Annotated in this window: 25 protein-coding genes; 12 read left to right on the top strand and 13 right to left on the bottom strand. The window is 62.9% G+C overall.

Going from position 1 to position 24,378, the window contains the following annotated elements:
- Positions 1 to 55: 55 nt before the first annotated feature.
- Together FA87_RS18925 and acs are read right to left on the bottom strand one after the other, a co-directional pair.
- Positions 56 to 715 (bottom strand): response regulator transcription factor, encoded by a 660-nt coding sequence (locus tag FA87_RS18925; protein ID WP_043696805.1) that lies wholly within the window; start codon positions 713 to 715, stop codon positions 56 to 58.
- Between the two features lie 5 nt (positions 716 to 720).
- Positions 721 to 2,661, bottom strand: coding sequence for an acetate--CoA ligase (acs, locus tag FA87_RS18920; RefSeq protein ID WP_043696802.1), 1,941 nt, complete (start codon positions 2,659 to 2,661; stop codon positions 721 to 723).
- Positions 2,662 to 2,829: 168 nt separating this feature from the next.
- Here acs and FA87_RS18915 point away from each other — a divergent pair, with 168 nt between their 5' ends.
- The 3 genes from FA87_RS18915 (at position 2,830) to FA87_RS20095 (ending at position 6,834) form a co-directional block, all read left to right on the top strand.
- Positions 2,830 to 4,317: a carbohydrate porin gene (locus FA87_RS18915; protein WP_043698548.1), complete on the top strand. Its 1,488-nt coding sequence runs from the start codon at positions 2,830 to 2,832 to the stop codon at positions 4,315 to 4,317.
- A 12-nt stretch (positions 4,318 to 4,329) separates the two neighbouring features.
- Positions 4,330 to 5,994, top strand: a complete 1,665-nt coding sequence (locus FA87_RS18910; protein WP_043696799.1) for an MFS transporter — start codon at positions 4,330 to 4,332, stop codon at positions 5,992 to 5,994.
- Between the two features lie 141 nt (positions 5,995 to 6,135).
- The gene (locus FA87_RS20095; protein WP_051943134.1) at positions 6,136 to 6,834 is read left to right on the top strand and encodes an MgtC/SapB family protein; all 699 of its coding nucleotides are present in this window, start codon (positions 6,136 to 6,138) and stop codon (positions 6,832 to 6,834) included.
- On the opposite strand, the gene FA87_RS18900 is transcribed toward FA87_RS20095, so the two are convergent.
- The 3 genes from FA87_RS18900 to FA87_RS18890 all read right to left on the bottom strand — a co-directional run bounded on the left by FA87_RS18900 (position 6,801) and on the right by FA87_RS18890 (position 8,212).
- Positions 6,801 to 7,148: a hypothetical protein gene (locus FA87_RS18900; protein ID WP_036109063.1), complete on the bottom strand. Its 348-nt coding sequence runs from the start codon at positions 7,146 to 7,148 to the stop codon at positions 6,801 to 6,803. The genes FA87_RS20095 and FA87_RS18900 overlap by 34 nt on opposite strands.
- A 2-nt stretch (positions 7,149 to 7,150) precedes the next feature.
- Positions 7,151 to 7,660, bottom strand: a complete 510-nt coding sequence (locus tag FA87_RS18895; protein ID WP_052191457.1) for a hypothetical protein — start codon at positions 7,658 to 7,660, stop codon at positions 7,151 to 7,153.
- A gap of 87 nt (positions 7,661 to 7,747) precedes the next feature.
- Positions 7,748 to 8,212: a hypothetical protein gene (locus FA87_RS18890; RefSeq protein WP_043696796.1), complete on the bottom strand. Its 465-nt coding sequence runs from the start codon at positions 8,210 to 8,212 to the stop codon at positions 7,748 to 7,750.
- A gap of 189 nt (positions 8,213 to 8,401) precedes the next feature.
- Here FA87_RS18890 and FA87_RS18885 point away from each other — a divergent pair, with 189 nt between their 5' ends.
- Both FA87_RS18885 and FA87_RS18880 read left to right on the top strand, forming a co-directional pair.
- A complete protein-coding gene (locus FA87_RS18885; RefSeq protein ID WP_197062452.1) occupies positions 8,402 to 9,484 on the top strand; it encodes a PA0069 family radical SAM protein in 1,083 nt (360 codons plus the stop codon).
- A gap of 300 nt (positions 9,485 to 9,784) precedes the next feature.
- A complete protein-coding gene (locus FA87_RS18880; protein ID WP_156128595.1) occupies positions 9,785 to 10,339 on the top strand; it encodes a hypothetical protein in 555 nt (184 codons plus the stop codon).
- Positions 10,340 to 10,525: 186 nt separating this feature from the next.
- Here the strand turns inward: FA87_RS18880 and FA87_RS18875 are convergent, their stop codons facing one another.
- The 5 genes from FA87_RS18875 to FA87_RS18855 form a co-directional block, all read right to left on the bottom strand.
- Entirely contained in the window at positions 10,526 to 11,443 is a 918-nt protein-coding gene (locus FA87_RS18875) for an AraC family transcriptional regulator (protein ID WP_052191456.1), read from the bottom strand.
- A gap of 193 nt (positions 11,444 to 11,636) precedes the next feature.
- Complete coding sequence (locus tag FA87_RS18870) at positions 11,637 to 12,197, bottom strand: hypothetical protein (protein WP_043696784.1); 561 nt, start codon at positions 12,195 to 12,197, stop codon at positions 11,637 to 11,639.
- Between the two features lie 387 nt (positions 12,198 to 12,584).
- The gene (locus FA87_RS18865) at positions 12,585 to 12,956 is read right to left on the bottom strand and encodes a DUF1330 domain-containing protein (protein ID WP_036109069.1); all 372 of its coding nucleotides are present in this window, start codon (positions 12,954 to 12,956) and stop codon (positions 12,585 to 12,587) included.
- Between the two features lie 126 nt (positions 12,957 to 13,082).
- Positions 13,083 to 13,565 (bottom strand): MarR family winged helix-turn-helix transcriptional regulator, encoded by a 483-nt coding sequence (locus FA87_RS18860; protein ID WP_043696779.1) that lies wholly within the window; start codon positions 13,563 to 13,565, stop codon positions 13,083 to 13,085.
- An 88-nt stretch (positions 13,566 to 13,653) separates the two neighbouring features.
- A complete protein-coding gene (locus FA87_RS18855; protein ID WP_197062451.1) occupies positions 13,654 to 14,331 on the bottom strand; it encodes a TetR/AcrR family transcriptional regulator in 678 nt (225 codons plus the stop codon).
- A 58-nt stretch (positions 14,332 to 14,389) separates the two neighbouring features.
- Between FA87_RS18855 and FA87_RS18850 the strand changes: the two genes are divergently transcribed.
- The 4 genes from FA87_RS18850 (at position 14,390) to FA87_RS18835 (ending at position 17,566) form a co-directional block, all read left to right on the top strand.
- Positions 14,390 to 15,163 carry an inositol monophosphatase family protein gene (locus tag FA87_RS18850; RefSeq protein WP_079521158.1) on the top strand — a complete coding sequence of 258 codons (774 nt, stop codon included), beginning with the start codon at positions 14,390 to 14,392 and terminating at the stop codon, positions 15,161 to 15,163.
- Complete coding sequence (locus FA87_RS20090) at positions 15,160 to 15,810, top strand: NAD(P)H-binding protein (protein ID WP_052191454.1); 651 nt, start codon at positions 15,160 to 15,162, stop codon at positions 15,808 to 15,810. Before FA87_RS18850 ends, FA87_RS20090 begins: the two co-directional genes overlap by 4 nt.
- 95 nt (positions 15,811 to 15,905) lie before the next feature.
- Positions 15,906 to 16,946: an alpha/beta hydrolase gene (locus tag FA87_RS18840; protein WP_043696769.1), complete on the top strand. Its 1,041-nt coding sequence runs from the start codon at positions 15,906 to 15,908 to the stop codon at positions 16,944 to 16,946.
- A 221-nt stretch (positions 16,947 to 17,167) separates the two neighbouring features.
- Positions 17,168 to 17,566 (top strand): hypothetical protein, encoded by a 399-nt coding sequence (locus FA87_RS18835; protein ID WP_043696766.1) that lies wholly within the window; start codon positions 17,168 to 17,170, stop codon positions 17,564 to 17,566.
- A gap of 108 nt (positions 17,567 to 17,674) precedes the next feature.
- Here FA87_RS18835 and FA87_RS18830 read toward each other — a convergent pair whose 3' ends face one another.
- Positions 17,675 to 20,134, bottom strand: coding sequence for a membrane-bound PQQ-dependent dehydrogenase, glucose/quinate/shikimate family (locus FA87_RS18830; RefSeq protein WP_052191453.1), 2,460 nt, complete (start codon positions 20,132 to 20,134; stop codon positions 17,675 to 17,677).
- 240 nt (positions 20,135 to 20,374) lie between these two features.
- Between FA87_RS18830 and FA87_RS18825 the strand changes: the two genes are divergently transcribed.
- From FA87_RS18825 to arsC, 3 genes are all read left to right on the top strand, one after another.
- Entirely contained in the window at positions 20,375 to 21,007 is a 633-nt protein-coding gene (locus tag FA87_RS18825) for a TetR/AcrR family transcriptional regulator (RefSeq protein ID WP_197062450.1), read from the top strand.
- 93 nt (positions 21,008 to 21,100) lie between these two features.
- Complete coding sequence (locus FA87_RS18820) at positions 21,101 to 21,745, top strand: SDR family oxidoreductase (RefSeq protein WP_052191452.1); 645 nt, start codon at positions 21,101 to 21,103, stop codon at positions 21,743 to 21,745.
- A 51-nt stretch (positions 21,746 to 21,796) separates the two neighbouring features.
- Entirely contained in the window at positions 21,797 to 22,192 is a 396-nt protein-coding gene (gene arsC, locus FA87_RS18815; protein ID WP_043696755.1) for an arsenate reductase (glutaredoxin), read from the top strand.
- Here arsC and FA87_RS18810 read toward each other — a convergent pair.
- Positions 22,182 to 23,429, bottom strand: a complete 1,248-nt coding sequence (locus FA87_RS18810) for an NAD(P)/FAD-dependent oxidoreductase (protein WP_043696752.1) — start codon at positions 23,427 to 23,429, stop codon at positions 22,182 to 22,184. The two genes, arsC and FA87_RS18810, sit on opposite strands and share 11 nt — an antisense overlap.
- Before the next feature lie 132 nt (positions 23,430 to 23,561).
- Positions 23,562 to 24,275, bottom strand: coding sequence for a pirin family protein (locus tag FA87_RS18805; RefSeq protein WP_043696749.1), 714 nt, complete (start codon positions 24,273 to 24,275; stop codon positions 23,562 to 23,564).
- Positions 24,276 to 24,378: the final 103 nt, after the last annotated feature.

Here is a 24,378-nt window from a genome sequence, read left to right as displayed (position 1 = left end):
CGCGGCTTGCGTGCGATGCACATAAATGTAGGAGCGCGCCCTGCGCGCGACGCTCTTAATTGGTGCCCGGAAACGCCTCCTTCTCGACATCCAGATGACTCGCCGCCAGGGCGACCTGAGTACGGTTGGACACGCCGAGCTTGCGCATGATGGCCGTCATATGCGCTTTGACGGTCGCCTCGGATACTCCAAGGTCATAAGCGATCTGCTTGTTGAGCAACCCTTCGGCAATCATGTTCAACACGCGAAACTGCTGTGGCGTGAGCGAGGCGACGCGTGCGGCGACGTCGGCCTCGTCAGGCTTCAGTTCGACATTGCCGCCGACCAGCTGATGAGGCAGCCACACGTCGCCGTCGAGCACGGTGCGCACCGCTTCGACGATCTGATCGACCGCCGCGGACTTCGGAATATAGGCCGAGGCACCGTGCGCAAGCGCCCGACGCGCGACCTGTGCTTCCTCATGACCGGAGACCACGATGGTGGGCAGGCCTGGATACTGCCCACGAATGTGCGCGAGCGCGGAATACCCGCGCGCGCCGGGCATATGCAGATCCATCAGTAACAGGTCCGCATCCGGGACGGACTCGATCACCGCGAACAAGGCGGGTACGCTGTCGGCCGTGTGCACGGTGGCGTCAGGTAACGCGGCAAGCACCGCGCGCTGCAAGGCATCGCGGAACAGAGGATGGTCGTCGGCGATGATGACATCGGACATGCGGATTACTTGATCAGCCTTTCTTCCACGAGACTCTTCACCACACCGGGATCGGCCAGGGTCGATACGTCGCCGAGCTGGTCCGGCTGGTTCTCGGCGATCTTGCGCAGAATGCGGCGCATGATCTTTCCCGAGCGTGTCTTCGGCAGGCCCGGTGCCCATTGCAGATAATCCGGCGCGGCGATGGGGCCGATCTCCTTGCGGACGCCGGCGATCAGTTCCTTCACGAGCGAGTCGTCACCGTTCTCTCCCGCGTTGAGCGTGACGAACGCATAGATGCCCTGGCCCTTGATGTCGTGCGGGCAACCGACCACGGCCGCCTCGGCCACCTTGGGATGCGCGACCAGCGCGCTCTCCACTTCCGCCGTGCCGATCCGGTGGCCGGAGACGTTGATCACGTCGTCCACCCGGCCGGTGATCCAGTAGTACCCGTCTTCGTCGCGACGGGCGCCGTCACCCGTGAAATAGTTGCCCGGGTAGGTCTTGAAGTAGGTGTCGATAAAACGCTGGTGGTCGCCGTACACGGTGCGCATCTGACCGGGCCAGGAATCGGTGATGACCAGATTGCCACTTGCGGCGCCTTCCTGCGGCTTGCCTTCGGCATCCACGATGGCCGGCACGATGCCGAAGAACGGCGTGGTCGCCGAGCCAGGCTTCAAGGCGGTGGCTCCGGGTAGCGGCGTGATCAGAAACCCGCCCGTCTCCGTCTGCCACCAGGTGTCGACGATCGGGCAGCGTTCTTCCCCCACCACCCGGTAGTACCAGTTCCAGGCTTCGGGATTGATCGGCTCACCCACGGTGCCGAGGACGCGAAGGCTCGTGCGTGAGGTCTTCTTTACCGGCGCATCGCCCTCGCGCATCAGCGCGCGGATAGCGGTGGGCGCGGTGTAGAACAACGTCACCTTGTGCTTGTCGACCACCTGCCAGAAGCGGCTGAAGTCCGGATAGTTCGGTACGCCGTCGAACATCACGACGGTGGCGCCGTTGGCCAGCGGGCCGTACACCACATAGCTGTGCCCGGTGATCCAGCCTACATCGGCCGTGCACCAGTAAATATCGTCTTCGCGCAGGTCGAAGGTCAGCTCATGCGTCAGGCTCGTATAGACGAGGTAGCCCCCACTGGTGTGCAGCACGCCCTTGGGCTGGCCCGTCGAACCCGACGTGTACAGCGTGAACAACGGATCTTCCGCGTTCATCGCCTCATACGCGCAGTCCGCGGACTGGCCTTCCATCAATGTGTGATACCAGCGATCGCGCGGCGACTGCATGTTGATGGCGCCGCCGGTACGACGCACGACGATCACGGTGTCCACGCTGTTGGTACGCGGACGGGTCAGGGATTCGTCCACGTTGGCCTTCAGCGGAATCTTCTTGCCGCCCCGGCAACCCTCATCGGCGGTGACGACCAGCTTGGCGCCCGAGTCCGCGATGCGCGCAGCGACCGAATCGGGCGAGAAGCCACCGAACACCACGGAATGCACCGCACCGATACGCGCGCAGGCCAGCATGGCGACGGCGGCTTCGGGAATCATCGGCAGGTAGATCAGTACGCGATCGCCCTTGGCCACACCGAGGTTCTTCAGCGTGTTGGCGAACTTGCAGACCTCGGTGTGCAGCTCCCGATACGTGAGGCTACGCGTCTCGTTCGGATCGTCACCCTCGAAGATGATGGCGGTCTTGTCGCCGCGCGCCTTTAGGTGACGGTCCAGGCAGTTGGCCGCGACATTGAGCTGGCCATCCTCGTACCAGCGGATATGCAGGTCGGCCGGGTCGAACGAGACATCCTTGATCTTCGTCGGCGGCACGATCCACTCCACCCGCTCGCTCATCTGCTTCCAGAAACCCTGCGGATCCTGGACGGAGCGGGCGTACATGGCGTCGTAGTCGGCCTTGCTGACGCGCGCGGTGGCGGCGAAGGCGGGATCGACCGGGTGGATGTCGGACATGCATGCTCCTGGAGACGATGGCGTATTGGCTATGCCCGAAGTTTAGCCTCGCGGCGCAACATAAAGCTGCGAAGCGGCTACGACTTTGGTCGAGGTTCGACCTTTGGCCAATGGCACGCGTCATGGGCCTGCCACATGCTCGCCCTGCCAATGGTTGGGGAGACCATGATGAAGACGAACCGTTCCGGTGGCCGCAAGGCCATCGCCCTGAGTGTCGCCTGTGCCTTGATGCTGCCGATGGCGGTCGTTCCCGACCTCGCCCACGCGCAAACAAGGTCGAAGAAAACCACGAGTCGCGAAGCCCAGCTCGAGTCCCGGGTGAACCAGCTCGAGCAGCAGCTCGCCGAGCTCAAGGCGATGATCCAGGAGCAGAAAGCCGCGACCTCCGAGGCCACCACGACGGCGCAGGCCGCCCAGGTCCAGTCGCAGCAGACCGAAGAGAAGGTGACCAAGGTCGAGAAGGTCGTGGCCACCGTGCCTGCCAAACCAGCCTTCACCACCGGCACCGCGCCCGGCGTTTCACTCGCACTGCATGGCTTCATCAACGCCAGTGCTTTCACGCAGAACAAGGCGTACACCTATGGCAACGGCGCCAACTCGGAATATCCGATTCCCGCTGGCGGGGCGAACCGCGCCGACGGCCGGGTCAGCGGCGTCGATGTGCGCAACACCCGCTTCTGGCTGGACCTCACTGGCGCCAAGTTCAACGAAAACTGGGCTGGCAGCGGCCGCATCGAGATGGACTTCTTCGGCGGCTTCAACGGCACCGGCGCCTACGCCGGGTCGCAGCCGGAACTGCGGATGCGTCAGGCCTACATGGACATCACCAACGCGAACGCTGGCACGACGTTCCGCATCGGCCAGATGTGGGACCTGATGTTCCCACTCGACTACATCCCCCAGTCGCTCTCGCATATCGCCTTTCCGCTCGGCTATGGCAGCGGCGTGATCGGCTGGCGTTTCCCGGGCGTCGTCTGGATGCAGGACCTCAATCACGGGTCGGAAGGGACCAGGTGGCGCTTCGACATGGCCGTGTTGCAGGGCAGCTGGAATGGTCCTGGCGCGACGGCGACGACGAACTACCAGACCGCGGGCAATGCGGGCTTCAAGCCGCAGATCGAGGCGCGCCTCACCGCGAAAGGCAGCAACTGGCAGGTCTTCACCGCCGGTCACTACAGCAAGGTCGACCTGCACGGTGTCGACGGCCTGACCCCCACGCCGATCAAGAGCAGCCTCAAGAGCACGGCTGTCGAAGTCGGCGGTATGTGGACACCGGGTCAGTTCATCTTCAAGAGCGTGGTCTATACCGGCAACGCGATCGGCGAACTGTTCGGCGACCTCTCGCAGTTCGGCGACATCAAGGACAAAGGCGGCTACCTGCAGGCGGGTTACAAGTTCGACACGCACTGGACGGTCTACGCGTTCGCCTCGGTGAGCAAGCCGGATAAGGACGACGTGCTTCGCTGGCGTGCCGCCAATACCCCGGGCTTGCTGAAGAACCGTCAGAAGGCAGCGAGCCTGCAATACACCACGGGCCCGTTCGATTTCAGTGTGGAGTGGATCCACGCCAACCTCGACTCGACCACGGCGAACGGCCTCGGCCGGCAGAAGACCGCCGGCAACGAGTTCACGCTCAACGGCAATTACCGGTTCTGATCGGAGACCGACATGGCGACTACCGCAAGCGGCCTGAGGGCTGACGGCACCATCGGAACCAGCCACAAGCGCGTGATCCTCGCGTCCAGCCTGGGCACCGTTTTCGAATGGTATGACTTCTATCTTTACGGCTCGCTCGCCGCGCTCATCGGCAAGCAGTTCTTCACGGGGTTGAACGAGACCAGCCAGTTCATCTTCGCGCTGCTTGCGTTCGCGGCCGGCTTTGCCGTCCGCCCGTTCGGTGCGATCGTTTTCGGTCGCATCGGCGATCTCATCGGTCGCAAGTACACGTTCCTGGTCACCATCATCATCATGGGCACGTCGACCTTCCTGGTCGGTGTGTTGCCCGGCTATTCGACGATCGGTGTCGCCGCGCCCGTGCTGCTGATTCTGCTACGCCTGCTTCAGGGTCTGGCGCTCGGAGGCGAGTACGGTGGCGCGGCCACCTATGTGGCCGAACACGCACCCAACGGAAAGCGCGGTCTGTACACGAGTTTCATCCAGATCACGGCGACGTTCGGTTTGTTCCTGTCGCTGCTCGTGATCCTCGGCACGCGTCTCGGTCTCGGCACCGAATCGTTCGAAGCCTGGGGCTGGCGTATTCCGTTCCTGATTTCCGCCGTGCTCGTCGGCGTGTCCGTCTACATCCGGCTGCAGCTGCACGAGTCGCCGGTGTTCCAGCAGATGAAGGCCGAGGGCAAACAGTCCAAGGCCCCACTGACCGAAGCGTTCGGACAGTGGAAGAACCTTCGTCTCGTGATCCTCGCGCTGCTCGGCGCGACGGCGGGGCAGGCGGTCGTCTGGTACACGGGACAGTTCTACTCGCTGTACTTCCTGACCCAGAGCCTGAAGATCGACGGCACGACGGCGAACCTGCTGATCGCGGCCGCGCTGCTCATCGGTACACCGTTCTTCGTGTTCTTCGGCTGGCTATCCGACAAGGTAGGCCGCAAACCCGTCGTGCTTGCCGGTTGCCTGATCGCCGCGCTGACGATGTTCCCGATCTTCCGGGGCCTGACGCACTTCGGCAATCCCGCTGTCGAAGCGGCTGCCGCTGCCGCACCGGTCGTTGTCACGGCCGATCCGGATGCCTGCACGTTCCAGTTCGACCCGGTCGGCAAGAAGACCTTCACCAGTTCGTGCGATGTCGCCAAGAGCGTTCTGGCCAAGAAAGGTATTCCATACACCAACGCGGCCGCACCGGTCGGCACGCTGGCGACGGTGAAGATCGGCGACGAGGTCATCGAGTCGTTCGAGGGCGGTTCGCTCGACAAGGCGACGTTCACCGCGCAGAACAAGGACTTCACCGCGAAGATCGGCGCGCAGGTCAAAGCCGCGGGTTATCCCGAGAAAGCCGACCCCGCGCAATCGAACTACCCCATGCTGGTGTTGTTGCTGGCGATCCTCGTGCTCTACGTCACGATGGTCTACGGCCCGATCGCCGCCTGGCTGGTCGAGATGTTCCCGACCCGCATCCGCTACACCTCGATGAGCCTGCCGTATCACATCGGTAACGGCTGGTTCGGCGGATTCGTCCCCACGATCGGCTTCATGCTGGTCGCGTGGAAAGGCGACATCTACTACGGCCTCTGGTATCCGGTCGCGGTCGCCCTGATGACCTTCGTCATCGGCCTCTTCTTCGTCCGTGAAACCAAAGACGCGCCTCTCCAGGACTGAGCCCGAACGCGCCGCGCGCGCCTGCAGGAGCCAGCCCCGCTGACGAAAGCAACCTGGCCCCGGTCCACGATGACCGGGGCCAGTGCTTTGCAAAACCCCCATCTCACAGCTCATTGATCCCCGACACGCGATAGTGTCGTGATGAACCCGCTAGACCTCCTCCTCCGCCTGAGCACCGCCGCCATCCTCAGCGGCATCATCGGCGTGAACCGCGGTCGCCTCGAATGGACCGCCGGCCTGCGCACCCACATGCTGGTCGGCGTGGGCGCCGCTCTCGCGATCATCGTCTCCGCCTTCGGCTTCGCCGACGTCATCAACCAGGAACACGTCGTTCTCGACCCCTCGCGCATCGCCGCGCAGGTCATCAGCGGCGTCGGCTTCCTGGGTGCGGGCACCATCCTCTTCGTCGAACGCGACCAGATCGTCCGTGGTCTGACGACAGCGGCAAGCCTGTGGGCCGTCGCATCCGTCGGCCTCGCCGCCGGCAGCGGGCTTTACGTCGCCGCCGTTCTGGCGACGGCGATCATCTGGATCATCCTGGCGTTGCTCAAGCCGCTCGAGCGCAAGCTTACGGGCAAGCGGAAGACGCGCCCGCGGCTTACCGCACGGTTGAGTGGGACCAATGCGCTGTCAGCCTGCGAAACCGTGCTGGCAGAGCAGCATCTTCCATTTGCGAAAACGATTCTGCGTCGCGAGCCCGATGGCGATGACGTGGTGACGATTCTCTTTGCGAAGCCGGTACGTCGCGAGCAGCTGGCGACGTTGGCGGATGCGATGCGATCGGTCGAAGGATTGAAGTCGGTGACTTACGATGCGCCGCCGGAGACGCGTCGTCGCTGATCCTGAGGACGGCGCACGCAGCCGATACCGATTTGTGGCCGAGGTTTCTTCATTCGCGCCGTCGGAAGTACACGATAGATTTTGGCGTCTGGACCGGCCCACTTAAGCACCGCGACATAAGACGGTGGATTGAGCATCCACTCTACCGTCCCTTCGCGCCGTCCGATCACGCCAGGGTTCTTGATCGCGTACATCGTTTCGATGCGGTCGCGGATACCGTTGAGGTAGGCGTCCGGATCGGGATGGCCAGTCGATACGATGTGGGCAGCAGCCCTGATGAGGTCCTTTACGGCGAGCCCCATGTAGATGAGCAAGCTTAAATTCCTTTTTTGCGCCCACGCGTCTTCGCGATTTTGGGCGACGATGCTACCACCGGCTCCAGGTTTCGCTTTGCAACCATCGCAGCCGTCGCCTTCTTTACATCCTCCCAGACATCGGCATGCTCATGCCACGTCGCGACGCCTTGTTCCTCTTGTTGCAATGCCTCGTCCACCTTCGCCCGGAACCAGCGTTCGTGCTCAAGCGCTTCGGATGCGCGTTTTGCGCGATCGGAAACGTCAGTGCGCGGAGCGCGGAGCAAGCCCTTCTGATACTGAGAAATATCCACAAGAAAAGACGAAAGTCCGGCACGTGCGAGTTCACGCACTGCGGTATCGGTCGTGGCAAACATCTTTACCTGACCCGCGCGATTGGTCAGTACGCGCTCGCTGCTTCCCGCGTCGGCATGCACTGTAAAGCCCCCCTTCTCCCCTAGGATCGTTGCGGTCTTTACTGCGCCACTGGACACGAGATCCCGGAGGGCGTCGAGCTTGATCGGATGCGGCATGCGATAATCAGATTATTAATAAGTCGGAACAGATTAACATTAATCGGTGTCGTGTCGCAGAAGCTCATCCGGCTCGCCACGTCCACCTTAGAACTGCGAGCGCGTCGACAATGCCTGACACACCGCATCATCCGACCCGGCACTGCTGGAGTTGCAAGCAACGCGGTTTGCCTCGAGGCCTTTCGTCACAGCCGGGCTCCTGCCTGCCGACGTATACGGAATCTCCGCATTCCCCGGCGGGTGCCAGGTCTCTCGCGGCGCCTCAACACTGATGGTCTCGGACGGCGGAAACGTCTGGTAACGCGCGGGATCCCATGGCGTACCTGCGGCCTGCTGGTCGCGCTGTTTCACGAGCTTGCCGTACTCGTGCTTCTGCCCGGGCGTTCCGTTCGGGATCGACGCCTGAAGCCGGCGCGTCTCCTGGCCGGTGTACTTCATGCGCTTCAGATCCTTGTCGATCGTCTTCTGCTGGGCCTGCTTCTGCTCCGGCGTGAGCTCGGCGTGCGCGGGGAGCGCCATGACGAGGGCGAGAAACATAATCCACTGACGCATGCCGGATCCTTCTAGCGGGACAGGTATCCGAGGTTACCCTTGAGGAAACGCCCATCGACGCCCTTCCGATCCGCCGTTAAGTCACGAGAAGGTTGCGACTACCGATCAGGATCGGCGCGTCGCCTGAGCAGTCATGCCGTCGCCACGATATCGCAGCCCGTGAGACACGAATTGCGTACATTTGTATGCATGCCCACACCCATCCCCATGATCCGCCAGCACAAGGGCCGCGGCGCCGCTTCCAACCCGGAGGGCCGCTTCGAATCCACCCGGTACCAGGCCGAGGACGACGGCTGGCATCGGGAGGACGAGGACCGCCGCCCCGCCACGGAAGTTCGCGAGGAACTGGCCCGGAGCGTCATCTCGCGCAACGACTCACCCGACGTGGGTTTCGATCGGGCGACCAATCCGTATCGCGGTTGCGAGCATGGGTGCATCTATTGCTATGCCCGGCCATCCCACGGATACCTCAACCTGTCGGCCGGCCTCGACTTCGAGACCAAGCTCTTCGCCAAGACCAACCTCGAGGAAGTGCTTCGCGACGAACTGGCGCGTAAGAACTACACCTGCCAGCCGATCAACATCGGTAGCAACACCGATCCGTATCAGCCGATCGAAAAGAAGTGGCGGCTCACGCGTGCGGCGCTCGCGCTACTGAACGAGTGCAACCATCCTTGCACGATCGTGACCAAGAACGCGTTGATCGAACGCGACCTGGACATCCTCGTACCGATGGCTGAGCGAAATCTCGTGCAGGTGTTCATCTCGATCAACTCGCTTGACAACAAGCTGGCGTCGAAGCTGGAACCGCGGGCGAGCGCGCCGCACCGGAGGATGAAGGCGGTGGAAACCTTGAGTAAGGCCGGTGTGCCGGTGGGCGTGCTGGTCGCGCCGATTATCCCTGCGCTTAATGAGCGCGATGTTGAGGCGATCATCGAGCAGGCCGGTGTGGCTGGCGCACGATCTATCGGCTATACCTGCGTGCGTCTGCCGCATGAGCTCAAACAACTTTTCCGCGAATGGCTGGAGTTGCACTATCCAGATCGCGCATCGCACATCGTTAGCCTGATTCAGCAGATGAATGGCGGAAAGGATTACGACTCGAACTTTGCGACGCGTATGCGGGGGCAGGGGGTGTTCGCGGACATCATCCGCAAGCGGGTGCAGGTGGCGTCGAAAAAGGCGGGGCTACACCGGGCGTGGGATACGGTGCTGGATACGTCGAAGTTTGTGCCGCCGAGAATTCATTCGCCGCAAGGCGATCTGTTTTGAGATTCCTGTCGAACCGATACGGGCAGACAAGCCAGGTGTCTGCCTGTCATCCTTTAGGCTTTACTCTTTGGCACTACCTCATGCTTCGGCGGTGAAGCCGGCGCGACAGTCTCTTTCGTGAACGACATCAGGCATAATTTATCGCAACAGGGGCGCATTCACGGACGGTAAGCGTTATGGCAAGTTCCCGCCGGTCGCCATGTGGCGTGTGCGGTATGTCCATCGGGGTGGCCAGTACCCATAGCGTGGCGCGACACATAGCCAATGTGCCGGTAAAGGTGCACCTTTCGGAATCGCTTCATGAGAGATAAACGTTCTCGGCGTTCTTCGCGTAATCTCGCCGCGGAACGATGGATAAGCATCGCCGCCCTCTGCTTCGCCGCCATCGCGGGGATCGCGGCGGTGTTCTGCCACGGCAGCGCCATAGGGCGATCCTGGACACGAAACGTTCTGCACGTAGCCTCTTTCGTGCCTGCGAGAAAATGGGCCATGTACGCGTCATACCCAGACGAAGCCGCCATTTACTACTTCTTTGCCTGGCCGATATTGCCGCTGGCAATCGCGTGGATGCTAACCCGCTTTGGCTTCCCACTTAAGGCAACTTTCATGAATGGCCAAGGCATCCTGGGCGCACTGCGCACGATTATCGCCATACCAGTGCTGGCTTCCGTGGGAGCTCTGCAGCTGATGGGAAAAAATGGGTCCGACCTACTGTTCCTGCATATCGGTACTCATCTCGAACAGCTCGTCCTGTTCGGTTGGGTTGGCTTCGCCGTCCCGGGCATCTTGTTCGGCACTTGCGGTTTGTATTGCTGTGGCGCATTTCTGCAGATCAAAGGAATGTCACGGAAATGAGTATGCAAAATGGACCGCAAGCGCGGCTGTTCCCGCAATAGCAATTCTTCGGCTCATACGCCAGACAGTCGGCATAGAACGCTACCTACGTGCGTCCACTGTGGCTGACAAACGGTGTGTCGGTCAGGCACCGGTCCCCAGGGTATGGATCCCGCGCGCTTCGCAAACGGAGGAGCCGAATCAACCTTACCGACCAACGTCAGCACCAACCCCATGCACGCGGCGATACGCACCGGGCGGCATGCCGACAACGCGCTGGAACACGCGCGTCAGATGGCTCTGATCGGCGAATCCACACGCGACCGCGATGCTGCTCGCTGGCTGTGCTGTGCCCGACAAAAGTTCCATCGCAACTGCCACGCGTCGCCTCTGCAGCCATTTGTACGGCGGGAGGCCGGTCGACATCCTGAATGCGCGGATGAGATACCCGCTGGACACGCCGCAAGCCGTTGCGAGTTCGTCGATCGATATCTGACCTGCCAGATTGGCGCAAAGCAGCTCTTTCGCTCGGCTTAGCGTGCTCTGATCCAGGCCCACGCTGGTTCTGCGCGAATCGACGCGGGCCCCGCCGTATCGCGTAGCAAGATGCGTCAGGAGTGCCATTTCCACGTGATCTGTAAAGATGCGGCTGGACGTTCCGGGCGTCTTCGCAGCTTCGGCAAGTGCTCTCGCGAGGCCGTCGACTATCGGATCCCCGATGCTGCGCCCGGGCGCTACGTCCAGATGTTCCACCGGATTGCGAAGACCGAGCGCTGCTGTATCGAAGCAACGCATAGGAATGTGAAAGTTGACGCAGTCGAATGCGCTCACCAGGTTTGCCTTCCAGCGATCCCGGTAGTCATACGCGGTGAACTCGCCAGCGTGCCAACTGTCCGTGTGCACCCGGCGCCCGTTACGCCAAAGTTCGCCGCGATACGTATCAAGCTGCAGCGAAATCATGAAGGCGCTCTCGAGCGCATGCGGATCGCTGAGGCCCAGGCCACCACCTCGACACGTAAGCCGGCTTATGCTCACGCCGCTTCGGTTCATCGCCGTGCAATTCAGCGTCGCCGTGCTGGCGACGCGCAGGTATCGCATCGACCGGTTTGTAAACTGCGCGGACATCGGGAGGCCTGAGGTGAGCGCGTGCGAGCTCAGTCGTCGACGGACGGTAACCTTGCGCTATCGTGCGATGCAATACCCAGAAGGTGGGATGCCGGTAGCGGAAGGCCCCTGCATTTATGGCTGGAACCTTCCGCCGAACGAGGTGATGGATGCCTTCCCGGGAGGCGCCCCGCGCGCCATATCGGTGAGGCACTCAGGCAGTCATGGACGCACCGCGAGCAAGCGCACGGCGCTCGATACTGGCGGCGAACAACGGCGTTTCGCGACTGTTGTGATCGCCACCATCCCGCTGGCGTGCATCGGCGGCTACTTCAAACGGTGTGCCGTGCTTGGCAATGAAATCGAGGAAATCCTGGGTCGGATGAGCAACGACGCTGTTGGTGTACTCGCACGTCGTGTCGTCGATCTTCCTGACGCTGAGGGTCCAGATGACCTGGACGCGCGTTCGGCCATTCGGCGTGAAGGCATCGGAGGTCGACACCATCTTGCAAAGACTGGGTGTCGCGATTTCAGCGACATAGTGCTGAACCATCAGAGTCTGGCCGATCATCTCCACGTTGATGGACATCCGCTTGCCGTCATCCGTGCTCGTGGTACCGGCGGAAATGTGGTCGGGAGAGCAGCAGCGCTGATACTCGGCTTCGGGGAGACTGAAGAGCCAATCGGCTATGTCGACTTTTTCGATCGGCGCGTTAATGACGGCGGAGTAGGCCGATGAGGAGAGCTGCTTCCCGGTGATGATGACATCTGACATATGAACTCCTATGGGCGGGAACTGATGGGTGGCCTAAAGGGCCAACTTTCTGTCGCACTCCCGACCTGGGCCAGCCATAGTCAGGAGTGAGACAGAACTATCGGTTCATCGTCGAAAAGTCGCCAGATATCCCATCGTATGCGCAGCGGCGACGACTTGGTTCGATCGCTTCATACCAAGGTTTTGTCGAAAACGGCGTTTTTGACGTATCCCGCCGTGGTTGGAACGCTACGTACCTCGCGCGAGGCGCAGTCGCAGCGAACGACCGATGGAGCCACGCCGACGAGAGGATGTGCGCCACGCAACAACTGAGCGCAGGCGAACAGATGCAGCTACCGAAGCCAGATGGTCAGGCCATATCGAGCCCGAAGGCGTGGTAAGCCAGCGTCAACGGATATCCTCGATAGCCTTCAGAGGCTGCAGCACGATATCGGCAATGGCCGATACGCCGACCTTGAAAGCAACCTGGTAATCCGGATCGGCGACCATCGTCTGAAACGCCGACCGTCGCGGATACTGAACCAGCACGACGGCATCCCATCCCTGAGTTCGCCCTTCGCTGAGCACGGACAGACCATCCCCGCCGAACACGATCTTTGCGCCGAATCGAGCGAGGATCGGCTTAGCCATACCAAGGTACTCGAGGTATCTCTCCCGGCCGCCCTCGGGCTCGAACCGGATGAGATTCAACATGACGACCGGCGATTCGTCGTTCTCGGCGAAGAAGGCCTCCAGGGCGGGTTGCGACAGCGAAACCATGGGTGTTCCTTTGGGATGGCGCGGGAGGTGCGCCCATGAAGGAATATCACCGCGGTGTGTCAGAAACTGTCAGCAGAAAATCGTAGCGGGGAATTCCTGCGGGAGTCTGCGCATGACGAATGCGCGCTAACCCTCTGTCGCCCTTTCCAGCGCATCCGCGAACCTGCGCATCAGGCGGACCAGGTCCGAGATATCGTCAGAGGGCCAATCCTTGAAGATCTCACGCCCCATGCGCTCTCTTGCCAGATCCAGCTGATCGGTGACCGCCTTGCCCTTCGCCGACACGACGGCCTCCCGCATCCGCCGGTCCTGCGCATTCTCGTGCCGGATGACCAGCTCCATGCGCTCCAGCTTGCTGACCTGTCGACTGATCGTGGTGTAGTCGCGACCCAGCCGGTCCGCCAGATCGACCACGCCGATCGGTCCGACTCGTTCGATCACCACCAGCAGACGAAACAGGGCCTGGTCGAGCCGTACGCCCGCTTCGGCGATAAGCCGCTCGTCGTTTCGCGGCCGGTTCATGACACTGACGATCGAGATCAGGGAGCGATGGAGGTCCTTCAGATCTCCGGCGAGATGGATGTCCGGCACTTTCTTCGTGGTGGGCATGGCGTGCCTCCTGTTGCGTGCATTTTACACGCACCATAAAAGTCCTCCCGGAGGGAATATGACGCGGCCTCGTTCCCCCGATGCGAGGTCAGTTCCGTTCGTCGCCCGGGCTACGAATACGTGACATCTCGCGCAGATAGCCGAAAACTGCGGCCTCGACCCGCGGCCTCAGCGCCGCTTCGTCGATCTCGCTTCGCTGGCCAGCTCGATCGACCATCCCTCTGGCGATCGACATGACGTCGCCCGCTTGCTGGACGGCATCGCCTGATTCGACCCCCATCTCCCCGAGACAGCGCACGATCAGGTCTCTCGCGTCGTTTCCCGCTGCCGCCATATCGTGATGCATGGGGAGGCGGGCCTCCTCGAAATCGAGGATTCTGCCGAGCAACGGCCGGCGTAGCTGGTGGTGCACGGCGACGGCGATCATCGCCCTCAGCGCCTCCGCGCCATGCGCCTTCGAGACGGCATGACTCAGGTCAGCGAACAGTGCACGGCTTTCCCTCTCGATCAGCGCACGCGTGACGGCGTCCTTCGTAGGAAAGTACTGGTACAGCGACCCGATGCTTACTCCGGCGCGCTCAGCCACCGCGTTGGTCGAGTACGCCGACGGCCCGGCTGACTCCAGAATGTGAGCCGCCGCGTCGAGAATGGCCGTGACCGTGACGATGGAACGCGCCTGAAGCGGTTTTTTCCGGGGCTGTGACGACGCGTCGCGAGCATGCTTTGGCATCGGGAATGCGAGTAGAGAAGGTGAGCGATGACTCACATCATAAGGTCTACTCCGCAGTGCATGAAACCTTCCTATGTCGCTATCCGAATCCTTGATGACCATCACGTGCGCCGCCCTGCAGAGGGCAGGTGTCGCTCTTCTCGATCGCTTTAGCGCCGATGCCCGACCCTCTACGGCGGCAGGCTTCCTGCAAGCTATGGCGGACAACGAGCTCGCGGTGAAGGGGCCGCTCGAGTCGGCCCTTCTGGCCGCGGTGCCGGGAAGTACTCTGCTCGCCGATGATGCTCCCTTGCCTGTGAGCGAGGACACCTATGGCTGGGTGATCGACGCCGTCGAGGGCAATATCAACCACGTGCACGGACGGGAGGAGTGGGCTGTCACCGCCTGTCTGGTTCGCGGCCGGGAGCCTGTCCTGGCCGCGGTGCATGTCCCGCGGTCCGGCTCGCTGTTCACGGCTGTCGCCGGGGAGGGCGCGACGGACGGTGAGCGCTCGTTGCATGTATCGGGTAAGGAGGAACTCACGGCATCCATCGCCGCAACGGCGCAGGCGCAGCCATTCGAGGCAGCGGAGACGCTTGCCATCGCCGCGCACAGCTTCCATCGCATGCTGACCGCATCGCTTCTGGTGCGAGCATCGGTCCCCTCCACGATCGAGCTCCTGGATCTCGCTTCGGGCAGACTCGATGCCTTCTGGCAGTATGCCGGTGTGGCTTCAGGGCTGGCCGCTGGCGCACTTCTGGTACGTGAAGCGGGAGGTCTCGTCACCGACGAGGAGGGACGTCGCTGGCGACTCGGCTCGCGTGGTTTCGTGGCCAGCACGCCCGGCATACATGACGAGTTGCTGCGCAGCCTGGGAGCGACGGCATGAAACGCTACGCTGTCGTGGGAGCCAGTAGCGGAACCGGTCTTGCCATCACGCAACGGCTGGCAGCACGTGGCGATCACGTCACCGCCATTTCGCGGCGTCCCATGGAAGCCAGCATCAACGTTGCGCCGGTGGCCGCGGACGTGCGTGACCGCGAGTCCCTTGAGATCGCGTTGCCGGAGCAACTCGACACGGTCTTCTTTACGGTCGACATCCACGGATTCAGAAAGCCCAGAGGCGACATCCGGCACGTGATGGTCGATGGATGCGTCCACGCCATGGAAGCCGCCCTGAAGCGTGGGGCCCGGCGTTTCATACTTCTGTCGGTCATCGGTGCCAATCGATCGTCGTGGGTATGGCAGCTGTTGAACACGGTGAAGCCCGGTATGCGCGCCAACATCCTCGAACGGGAGGAAGCCTTGAGGCGCTCAGGCATGCCTTTCATCATCGTGCGCGCGCCTCGCCTCAGCGACGCGCTGGCTGAGGGAACCCATACGCTCTCTCTCGCGTCGACGAAAAAACTGGGTATGGGACAAAGCGTCTCCCGCACCGAACTGGGCAGGCTACTTCTCGCGGTGGCCGACGCTGGAACGTCGTACGAGGGCGCGACGTGGGACGTCGTGCAACCGTCGAAACCCGGGTCAGACTGATGCCCCGGGTATAGGGCCTACCGATGAGGCGCCTACCACCTCCTGGCAGGAAGAGACGGTCGCGCCCTTCACCCTTCTCATGGCACGCTAGCTTCATGAATGAGACCGACCGCAACACGCCCGTACGTCCCGTCGTCACCGCGCTCGCACTGGCTCTCCTTGTACTGGCGCCGTCGATTCACGCCGAAGACGGCCCGGTATACGGCAGCGAACTCCAGGGTTTCGATTATCCGTACCCTGTCGCGCTTTTCCGCTTCAGGTCGCAGCGTCAGGACGTGCAGATGGCCTATATGGACGTCGCCCCGAAGGGACCTAAGGCCAACGGCCGTACGGTCGTCCTGCTTCACGGCAAGAATTACTGTGCCGCCACGTGGGCTCCGACCATCGACGTGCTTTCGCACGCCGGCTATCGCGTGATCGCCGTGGATCAGATCGGTTTCTGCAAATCATCCAAACCGCAAAGCTATCAGTTCACCTTCCAGCAACTCGCACACAACACGAACGACCTGCTGAAGTCGCTGCACATCGACAAAGCCATCGTCATGGGTCACTCGACCGGCGGCATGCTGGGCATTCGCTACGCGCTGATTTATCCCGATCAGGTCGACCAGCTCGTGCTCGTCGATCCCATCGGTCTGGAAGACTGGCGCGCCAAGGGCGTGCCGCCGGTGTCCGTGGACCAGTGGTACGACCGCGAACTCAAGACGACGGCCGATCGTATCCGGAATTACGAGAAAACGACCTACTTCGCCGGTCAGTGGAAGCCCGAATACGAGGCCTCCGTGCAGATGCTTGCCGGCATGTACCGGGGGCCGCAACGCGACCTCGTCGCCTGGAACTCGGCGCTGCTCTACGACATGATTTTCAACGAGCCGGTCGTCTACGAGCTTCCGCGCCTCCAGCCGCGCACGCTCCTCATGATTGGCGACAAGGACGTCACCGCCATCGCGAAGGACTTCGCGCCGGCCGACGTGCGGCCCACGCTGGGTAACTACCCGAAGCTCGCGAAAGACGCCGTGGCCGCAATGCCCCACGCGACGCTCGTCGAGTTTCCCGATGCGGGGCACGCGCCCCAGATGCAGGAGCCGGCGCGTTTCCACGAAGCGTTGCTCAAGGGCCTGCAGAGCGCCCATTGATCGCGCGGTCGCCGGGCACCGGTGCGTCTTCGCCGTCAGGCGGAACGCGTCGTCCCACGCTTCACCCGCTTCCCGCGCGTTCCCCAAAGCACGGTCCATCACAGCGCCGTGCTTTTTCAGATTCAGTCTTTTCCCGATAGTCCCCCGACAGGCGGATGGACACGATGGTCATGCCGGCGCGTGACAGATGCCGGTCCACTCACCATCGAGGAGAAACGAACATGTTGGAGAACCTGCTGGGTTATTGGGGAGGCAAACCCACGGCCGGACTTGCGCACGCCGGTGAAGAGCTCAAGAAAGCGGCGACGACGGCAACGGCGGCGACGGCCGAAGAGGTCGAAGGCTATCGTAACGATCGCCACGCCATTCACGTCGCCATCGAAGAAGGGATTTACAGCAACCACGGGCGCCATAAGGGCCCTGTCCAGACGGCTGTCGGTTACCTCGGCGACTGCATCGATGCGGCGCTGAAAGAGAATTACCGTCTGAGCAACGACAAGGTGAAATCATCGCTGGGTTACTTCGCCCTGGCGCTGGCAACGGCGGGCTTCGACGGTGAGGACACGACGGGCACCCAGATGGGCCAGTTTCTTGGGGAGTGGCGCGGCGGGGGCTTCTGAAGCCCGCTGAGTGATCCGATCGGTGCGGGCTACGGCTGGCGCGTGACTATCCGCTATCGGTCGTCGTGAGACGGCGGTCGGGGCCCGGTGGCCCCGACCGTCGCGAGCTTACTTCGACGGCGCGGGCTTGGCGCCGGCCGTGTTTTCCGGCAGCGCGAACGCCACCAGCGTGTCACCCATCTTCGTACCCAGCGAGCCATGGCCACCGGCCATCACCACCACGTACTGACGACCGGTAGTATCCGACACGTAGCTCATCGGGGTGGCCTGGCCGCCGAACGGCAGACGACCTTCCCACAGCAGCTTGCCGTCACGCACGTCGAACGCGCGCAGGTAGTAGTCGAGGGTGCTGCCGAGGAAGGCGACGCCACCGCCGGTGGTGACCATGCCACCCAGGCTCGGTACGCCCAGCGGCAACGCGATCGGCACCGGGGCGCTGTCACGCGTCGTACCGTTCTTGTGCATCCAGACCTTCTTCATGGTGCGCAGGTCGACCGCGGCCACATAGCCCCACGGCGGTGCCTGGCACGGGAAGCCGAGCGGCGACAGGAAGGCCTTGATCTCCACCGCGAACGGGGCGCCGGTCTGCATCTGCAGACCCATCTCGTTGCCCTTGGTGCCACCGGCTTCCGCGTCGGCTTCGGCACGCGGTACCAGGCGCTCGAGGAAGCCCATGTAATCCGGGTTGAGGATCATCAGCTGGCGCACCGGGTCGATCGTCGCGCCGCCCCACTCGAAGATACCGAGCGGTCCCGGGGAGATGATCGCGCCACGGCCAGCGGTCTGCGGCGTGAACGGACCTTCGTAACGACGCGACTTGAAGGTGATGCGGCACATCATCTGGTCGATGGGATTCGTGCCCCACATGTCCGCTTCGGTGATGTTGCGGTCGGGCAGGAAGGTCAGCGCCGAGAACGGCTGCGTCGGCGACACGTGGTCACCCGCGGCGACGTTGTCCTGTGGCACGGGACGCTCGGGCGCCGGAACCACGAGCTTGCCGTCACGACGATCGATCACGTAGATGTCGCCGCGCTTGGTCGTGGCGACCACCGAGGGCACCTTGCCGTTCGGCGTATCGATATCGACCAGCGACGGCTGACCACCGATGTCCATGTCCCATATATCGTGATGCACGGTCTGGTAGACCCAGCGCACCTTACCCGTCGCCAGGTCGAGCGCGACGATGGCGCTGTTGTACTTCTCGCCATACGGGTTGCGCTTGCCGCCCCAGGTATCGGGCGTCTCGTTGCCCATCGGGATGTAGACCATGCCCAGCTTCTCGTCGACGCTGGATACGCCCCACGAATTCGGCGAGTTGGGCACGTAGGTCTGGCCTTCCGGCAGCGGAGCGGTTTCGTCCGGGCGCGAGGCATCCCAGTTCCAGACCAGCTTGCCGGTGATGGTGTCGTAGCCACGGATCACGCCGGACGGCTCGTTCGTCGACGCGTTGTCCGTAACGCTTGCGGCGACCACCAGCACATGGGCGGACACCGTGGGCGGCGAGGTCGGCATCAGGAAGCCGCGCTTCTTCATGCTCATGCCGTGGGTCAGGCCGATGACGCCGTTCTCGCCGAAGGACTTGCAGAGCTCGCCGGTGTCGGCGTTCAGCGCGATCATCGTGGCGTCCATCGTCGGCGCGAAGATGCGGCGCGGGCATTCAATCGATTCCGGCGAGCCGGCCACATCGGCGGGCGTGGCCGGCGCGGTGGTGTCACCGGCGGCGTTGGCGGCGACCTGATCGTGCACGTCCCAGTAGCTGACGCCACGGCAGATCATGTGCTGATAGGTCGACGCGTCGCGGTTGATCTTCGGATCGAAGCGCCACAGCTCCTTGCCGGTGTCCGGGTCGAGCGCGATGACGATGTTGTGCGGCGTGCAGATGTACAGCTTGCCGTTGACCTTGAGCGGGGTGACCTCGTTGGCGATTTCCACCGGGTCGTCCGGGCCCTTGAAGTCGCCGGTATGGAACGTCCACGCGGGTTTCAGGTTGGCCACGTTCTCGGGCGTGATCTGCGTCGCTGGCGCGTAGCGCGTGCCTTCGCCGGTCGAGCCATAGGCGCGCCAGTCCTTCGCTGCCTGCGACGCCGGGTCCGGCGCCTGGCCAGCCATCGGCTCACCCGCCGCGACACCTGACAGATCGGTGTAATTGGTGAATGCCGACGCGATACCGACCGCCACGGTCGCCACCATCGCCACCGCAAGGCCGATGCGACCGGCACGCAGGTTCGCGCCCCTGGTCAGGCCGCCAACGATGAAGGGCAGCAGCAGCCAGACACCCAGCGCGAACCAGAGGTCCATGCGCGGCAGCAGCTGCCACCAGTCGAGGCGGACTTCGCAGACCGACCAGATCAGGCTCCCCGCCAGCATGACTGCGAACAACGCGAGTACTTCGCGACGCCGCGCGAAGATGAGCACGGCGCACACCAGTGCGGCGACGCCCATGATCAGGTAGTAGAGGGAGCCGCCGTAGCCGGCGAGGATGCCGCCACCGATGCCGCTGGCAAGGCCAAGCAGCACGAACACAACGCCTGTCGCGACCCTGAGGCCCGACGCCAGTGATTTCTTCATGACACGCCCGAGGATGGAATAAGTGACCCGATGGAAGGGAAATGGGGTGGCGCCGTCCCGTTCGGGAAAGGACGACGCGGGCCATCAGGGACGCGCGATGCGCACCTTCGGGTCACTGGCGTGACGGGCTTTCGGGAAGGATCGGGACGACGATCTCCACATAGGGTACCGTGCGGTTTCCTAAATCTCAAGTTATGCTGTCCGGTGGATCTTTCCATCTCACGCGATGCAGGAGCGACCGTGCCATCAGTCAAGCCAGCCAGGACGCGCGGTCGACCGCCCGTGCATACGTCGGACGAGCAGATGGAACGCATTCTCGTCGCGGCGGAGCAGCTTCTTGCGCAGCACGAACTCGACGCGCACAGCATGGCTGAGGTCGCGAAGCAGGCTGGCATGTCAAAGCGCACGGTCTACGGTCTTGTCGGCAGCAAGGCCGTACTGATCGAGAAGATCATCGAGCGCGTCGCGCTGAAGGCGCTCGACCTGCTCGATGCGAAGGTGAGTTCGACGACCGAGGCGACCGACCTGCTCGAGCTGTTCCTCCTGAGCTGGATCAAGGCCGCGCATACGGCGACGGCGGTGAACCTGTTCCGCCTCGTCATCGACGAGCGCAAGAGCTTCCCCGATGCGACCCGGGACTACTTCGCTCTCGGAAACATCCACCTGCGTGCGCGCCTTACCCAGTGGCTCAAAGCTCAGGTCACGAAGAAACACCTGGTCGTCGCCGATCCCGCGTTCTTTGCGGACGTGGCCGCCGACTATCTCGTGTCACGTCCGCTGATGGGCATGGCCCTGAACGCGGAATTCAAGGACGGCGGGCAAAAGCCCACCGTCCGTGTAGCAAGGATTATGAAGCTGTTCGGACTGCGTTAGCATCGCGTCCCGCTACGTGCCGATGCGTCACGACCACAGAAATCCAACATGTGGTTAGTTATGTTCGGGGCACACAAGGCACGGAGCTCAGCAATGTCCCGAATTGTCATCATCGGCGGTCACGGTAAGGTCGCGCTCGAACTGATCCCCCGTCTCGTAGCCGCCAACCACGAGGTACGTGCGATCATCCGTAATCCCGCGCATGCGCCGGAGGTATGGAAGGCGGGAGCTGAGCCGTCGGTCTTCGACATCGAACGCGCCGACGCGGAAGCGATCGCCGGGATGCTTCGCGGTTTCGACGCGGTGGTGTGGTCCGCAGGCGCGGGCGGCGGCAATCCGGGTCGAACCTATGCGGTCGACCGCGATGCCGCGATCCGAACCATCGACGCCGCCTCCCTGGCCGATGTCGCCCGGTTCGTCATGGTGTCTTACATCGGCGCGGGAACGGACGATGTCGATCCGGAGAACGGTTTCTACGCGTACGCGACGGCGAAGGCGGCCGCGGACGAGCATCTGCGGGACAGCCCGCTGCAGTGGACGATCCTGGGCCCCGGCGCGCTCACACTCGATGCCGCCTCGGAAAACATCACGGTCGTCGAGCCCACGTACGATGGCGACAATGCGACGTCCCGAGCCAATGTGGCCGCCGTGATCGAACGAGCGCTTCATAGCAACACATCGGTACGGAAGACGATCCGCTTCATTGACGGCGATACGCCGGTGGCTGAGCTCGTCTGACAGGTAAGATCGCATGCCTCGACGCTTCGCGATCTTCTCCAGGGCCTGACCATGCGCGCAACGATCTACCACAATCCCCGTTGCGGGACGTCCCGCAACACGCTCGCGATTCTGCGGCACGCCGGTATCGAACCGACCATCATCGAGTACCTTACGGCGCCACCCGATGAAGCGACCCTGCGACGACTTCTCTCCGACGCGGGCCTGACCCCTCGTCAGGCGATACGCGAAAAAGGCACCCCGTTCGATGAGCTTGGGCTGGGAGCCGCGTCGATAAGCGACGAGGCGCTGATCGCGGCGATGCTCGCGCATCCCGTCCTGATCAACCGCCCCTTCGTCGTGACGGATATCGGCACTCGTCTTCGTCGTCCGTCCGAAATCGTGCTGCAGATCATTCCCCCATTAGACACGCCCTTCGTGAAAGAAGACGGCGAAATCATCGGCTAGCAACGGCCATCGCGGCGATCGCTTCCTCCGCCGCGCGGATGCCACTCGCATACGCACCATGCGCGGTGGAAAACGCGCTCTCATGGGTCGCCTCACCCGCGAAGAAGATGCGGTTCTCGAAGGGAGCCGCGAGCGTGCGCCGTGCGGAAGAGTATCCCGGCAAGGCATGGCTATAAGCGCCGCCGACGCGCGTGTCGTGGCGCCACTGCGATGTCGTCAGGAAGCGCAGGCCGCTCCGGGCCTTCGCGCCGAACAGGCCCACGAGTTCCTTCATCACGTGCTCGCGGGCCGCCACGGGTCCGCCATCCGCCAACAGTCTGGCGCTGGCACCTCCGAGGAAACATTCGATCATGGGTCGTCCCAGGGGGCGGACGTGATACGCCACGGTCGCCTCATCGTACGGATTCCCGATGGCATGAAGCTCGGACGGAAAAGTCGCTTCATCCACGATATGCAGAAAGAGCTTCTCGTCGTAGCCCAGCGGAAGCCGACCTGGCGCCTCGCGCCACGGCTCAAGTTCGTCGGGAAGCTGCATCGTGCCACCAGCCAGCACGTTGGACGATACGGTCAGGATCACCGTTCTCGCATGCAATTCGCCGCGAGGTGTCGCCAGTATCACGCCGCCTTTCGGCGATAGGGTCAGTCGCTCGAGCGGCGTAACAAGCATGCACACGGTTTCAGGGGGAAGGTGGGAAGCGATCAGCGTCCCATAGCCCCTCAACGGCCGCCAGTTCTCCTCTGTGGCGACCGCCTCGTAGTTGGCGTAATCCTGGATCGACAAGTGCTCCAGCGCCGTCCCGTTGATGAACCCGCTCAACGCCTGAAGGTACGGGTTCCATCGATCCCCCGGTACGAGATGGTCTGCCGCGATATCGCGCGGCAAAGGCCTCGTAAGCATCCGGTCGTGCCAGCGGTCATAGGCCTCGCCCGCCGCCGCTTGCTCGTCGATTGAGAATCCAGGACGCGGAACGGAGCGTCCCCAGGGCGGGTTACGCCGGTCGATCTCAAAGCCGGTTTGCTCGGCGATCCGCGTCCACGGGTTGCGGTCGGCCGAGTGCAGCCAGCCACAGCCCAGATCGAGAGCCATGCCGTCGAGTTCGACGGTCCAGGCCCGCCCGCCGATGCGTGACGATGCCTCCAGCAGTATCGTGTTCAGGCCTGACCCGGCGAGCCGGCCAGCGGCGGCGATACCCGCAGCCCCGGCTCCGACGATCGCGACATCGAACGTTGTATTCAAAGCAGAAGATCCGTGTCGACGGTAAGACCGCCCATGGGTATCTTGATACCTCAAACGGCATCGTGATGGCGCGAATGTGCGACTCGGTCCATCCATTGGCGGCGTCTTCTGAAGACGCTGCCGCTCGAACCGTTAGCGAGGCGGTTCCAGCTCCGCCATATCGAACAACAGCACCTCAGCGTCCACACCATCCGAGAGCACCACGCGCGACTCCTCCGTGATCTTCGCCGCATCGCCGGCGGACAGCGGATGCCCGTTCACGTGTACCGTCCCACGCACCACGTGTACGTAGATCAGGCGCTCGAAGTCGACGTTGTGATGGGCGGTTTCGTCGGGACCGAACAATCCCGCATAGATCCGCACATCCTGATGCACCGTCACCGACCCATGCTCACCGCTCTGACTGGCGACGAGGCGGAGCTTGCCGCGCTTCTCGTCATCCGGGAAGAACGTCTGCTCGTAGCCCGGCTTGAGGTTCAGCTGGTTCGGAATGATCCAGATCTGCAGAAAGTGCGTGACCGTCTGGGCATGGTTCTCTTCGGAATGCGTGACGCCATGACCCGCGCTCATCCGCTGCACTTCGCCCGGCCGGATGACGACAGCGTTGCCCATCGAATCCTTATGGGCCAGCTCGCCTTCGAGCACGTAGCTGATGATTTCCATATCGCGGTGCGAATGCGTGCCGAAGCCGGCACCGCCAGCGACCCGGTCTTCGTTGATGACGCGTAGCGGACCGAAGTGCACATGATCCTCGTCGCGGTAGTCGGCGAAAGAGAAGCTGTGGTGGGAATCGAGCCAGCCGTGATTGGCGTGGCCTCGCTCGGACGCGTGGCGGATGACGAACATAAGACTCTCCCTGGATGAGGGCCCACCGTACCGCACCGCTTATGCGCTGGCTTGGAGAATCGACATGCATCGTGCGGTTTCTGCCGTCGACGGACGGAGCGGA

It is taken from the genome of Luteibacter sp. 9133 (assembly GCF_000800155.1).
In the GTDB taxonomy this organism is placed as follows: Bacteria; Pseudomonadota; Gammaproteobacteria; order Xanthomonadales; family Rhodanobacteraceae; genus Luteibacter; species Luteibacter mycovicinus.
The sequence above is the reverse complement of the archived record's forward strand: the minus strand, read 5'-3'. Positions and strand labels throughout refer to the sequence as shown.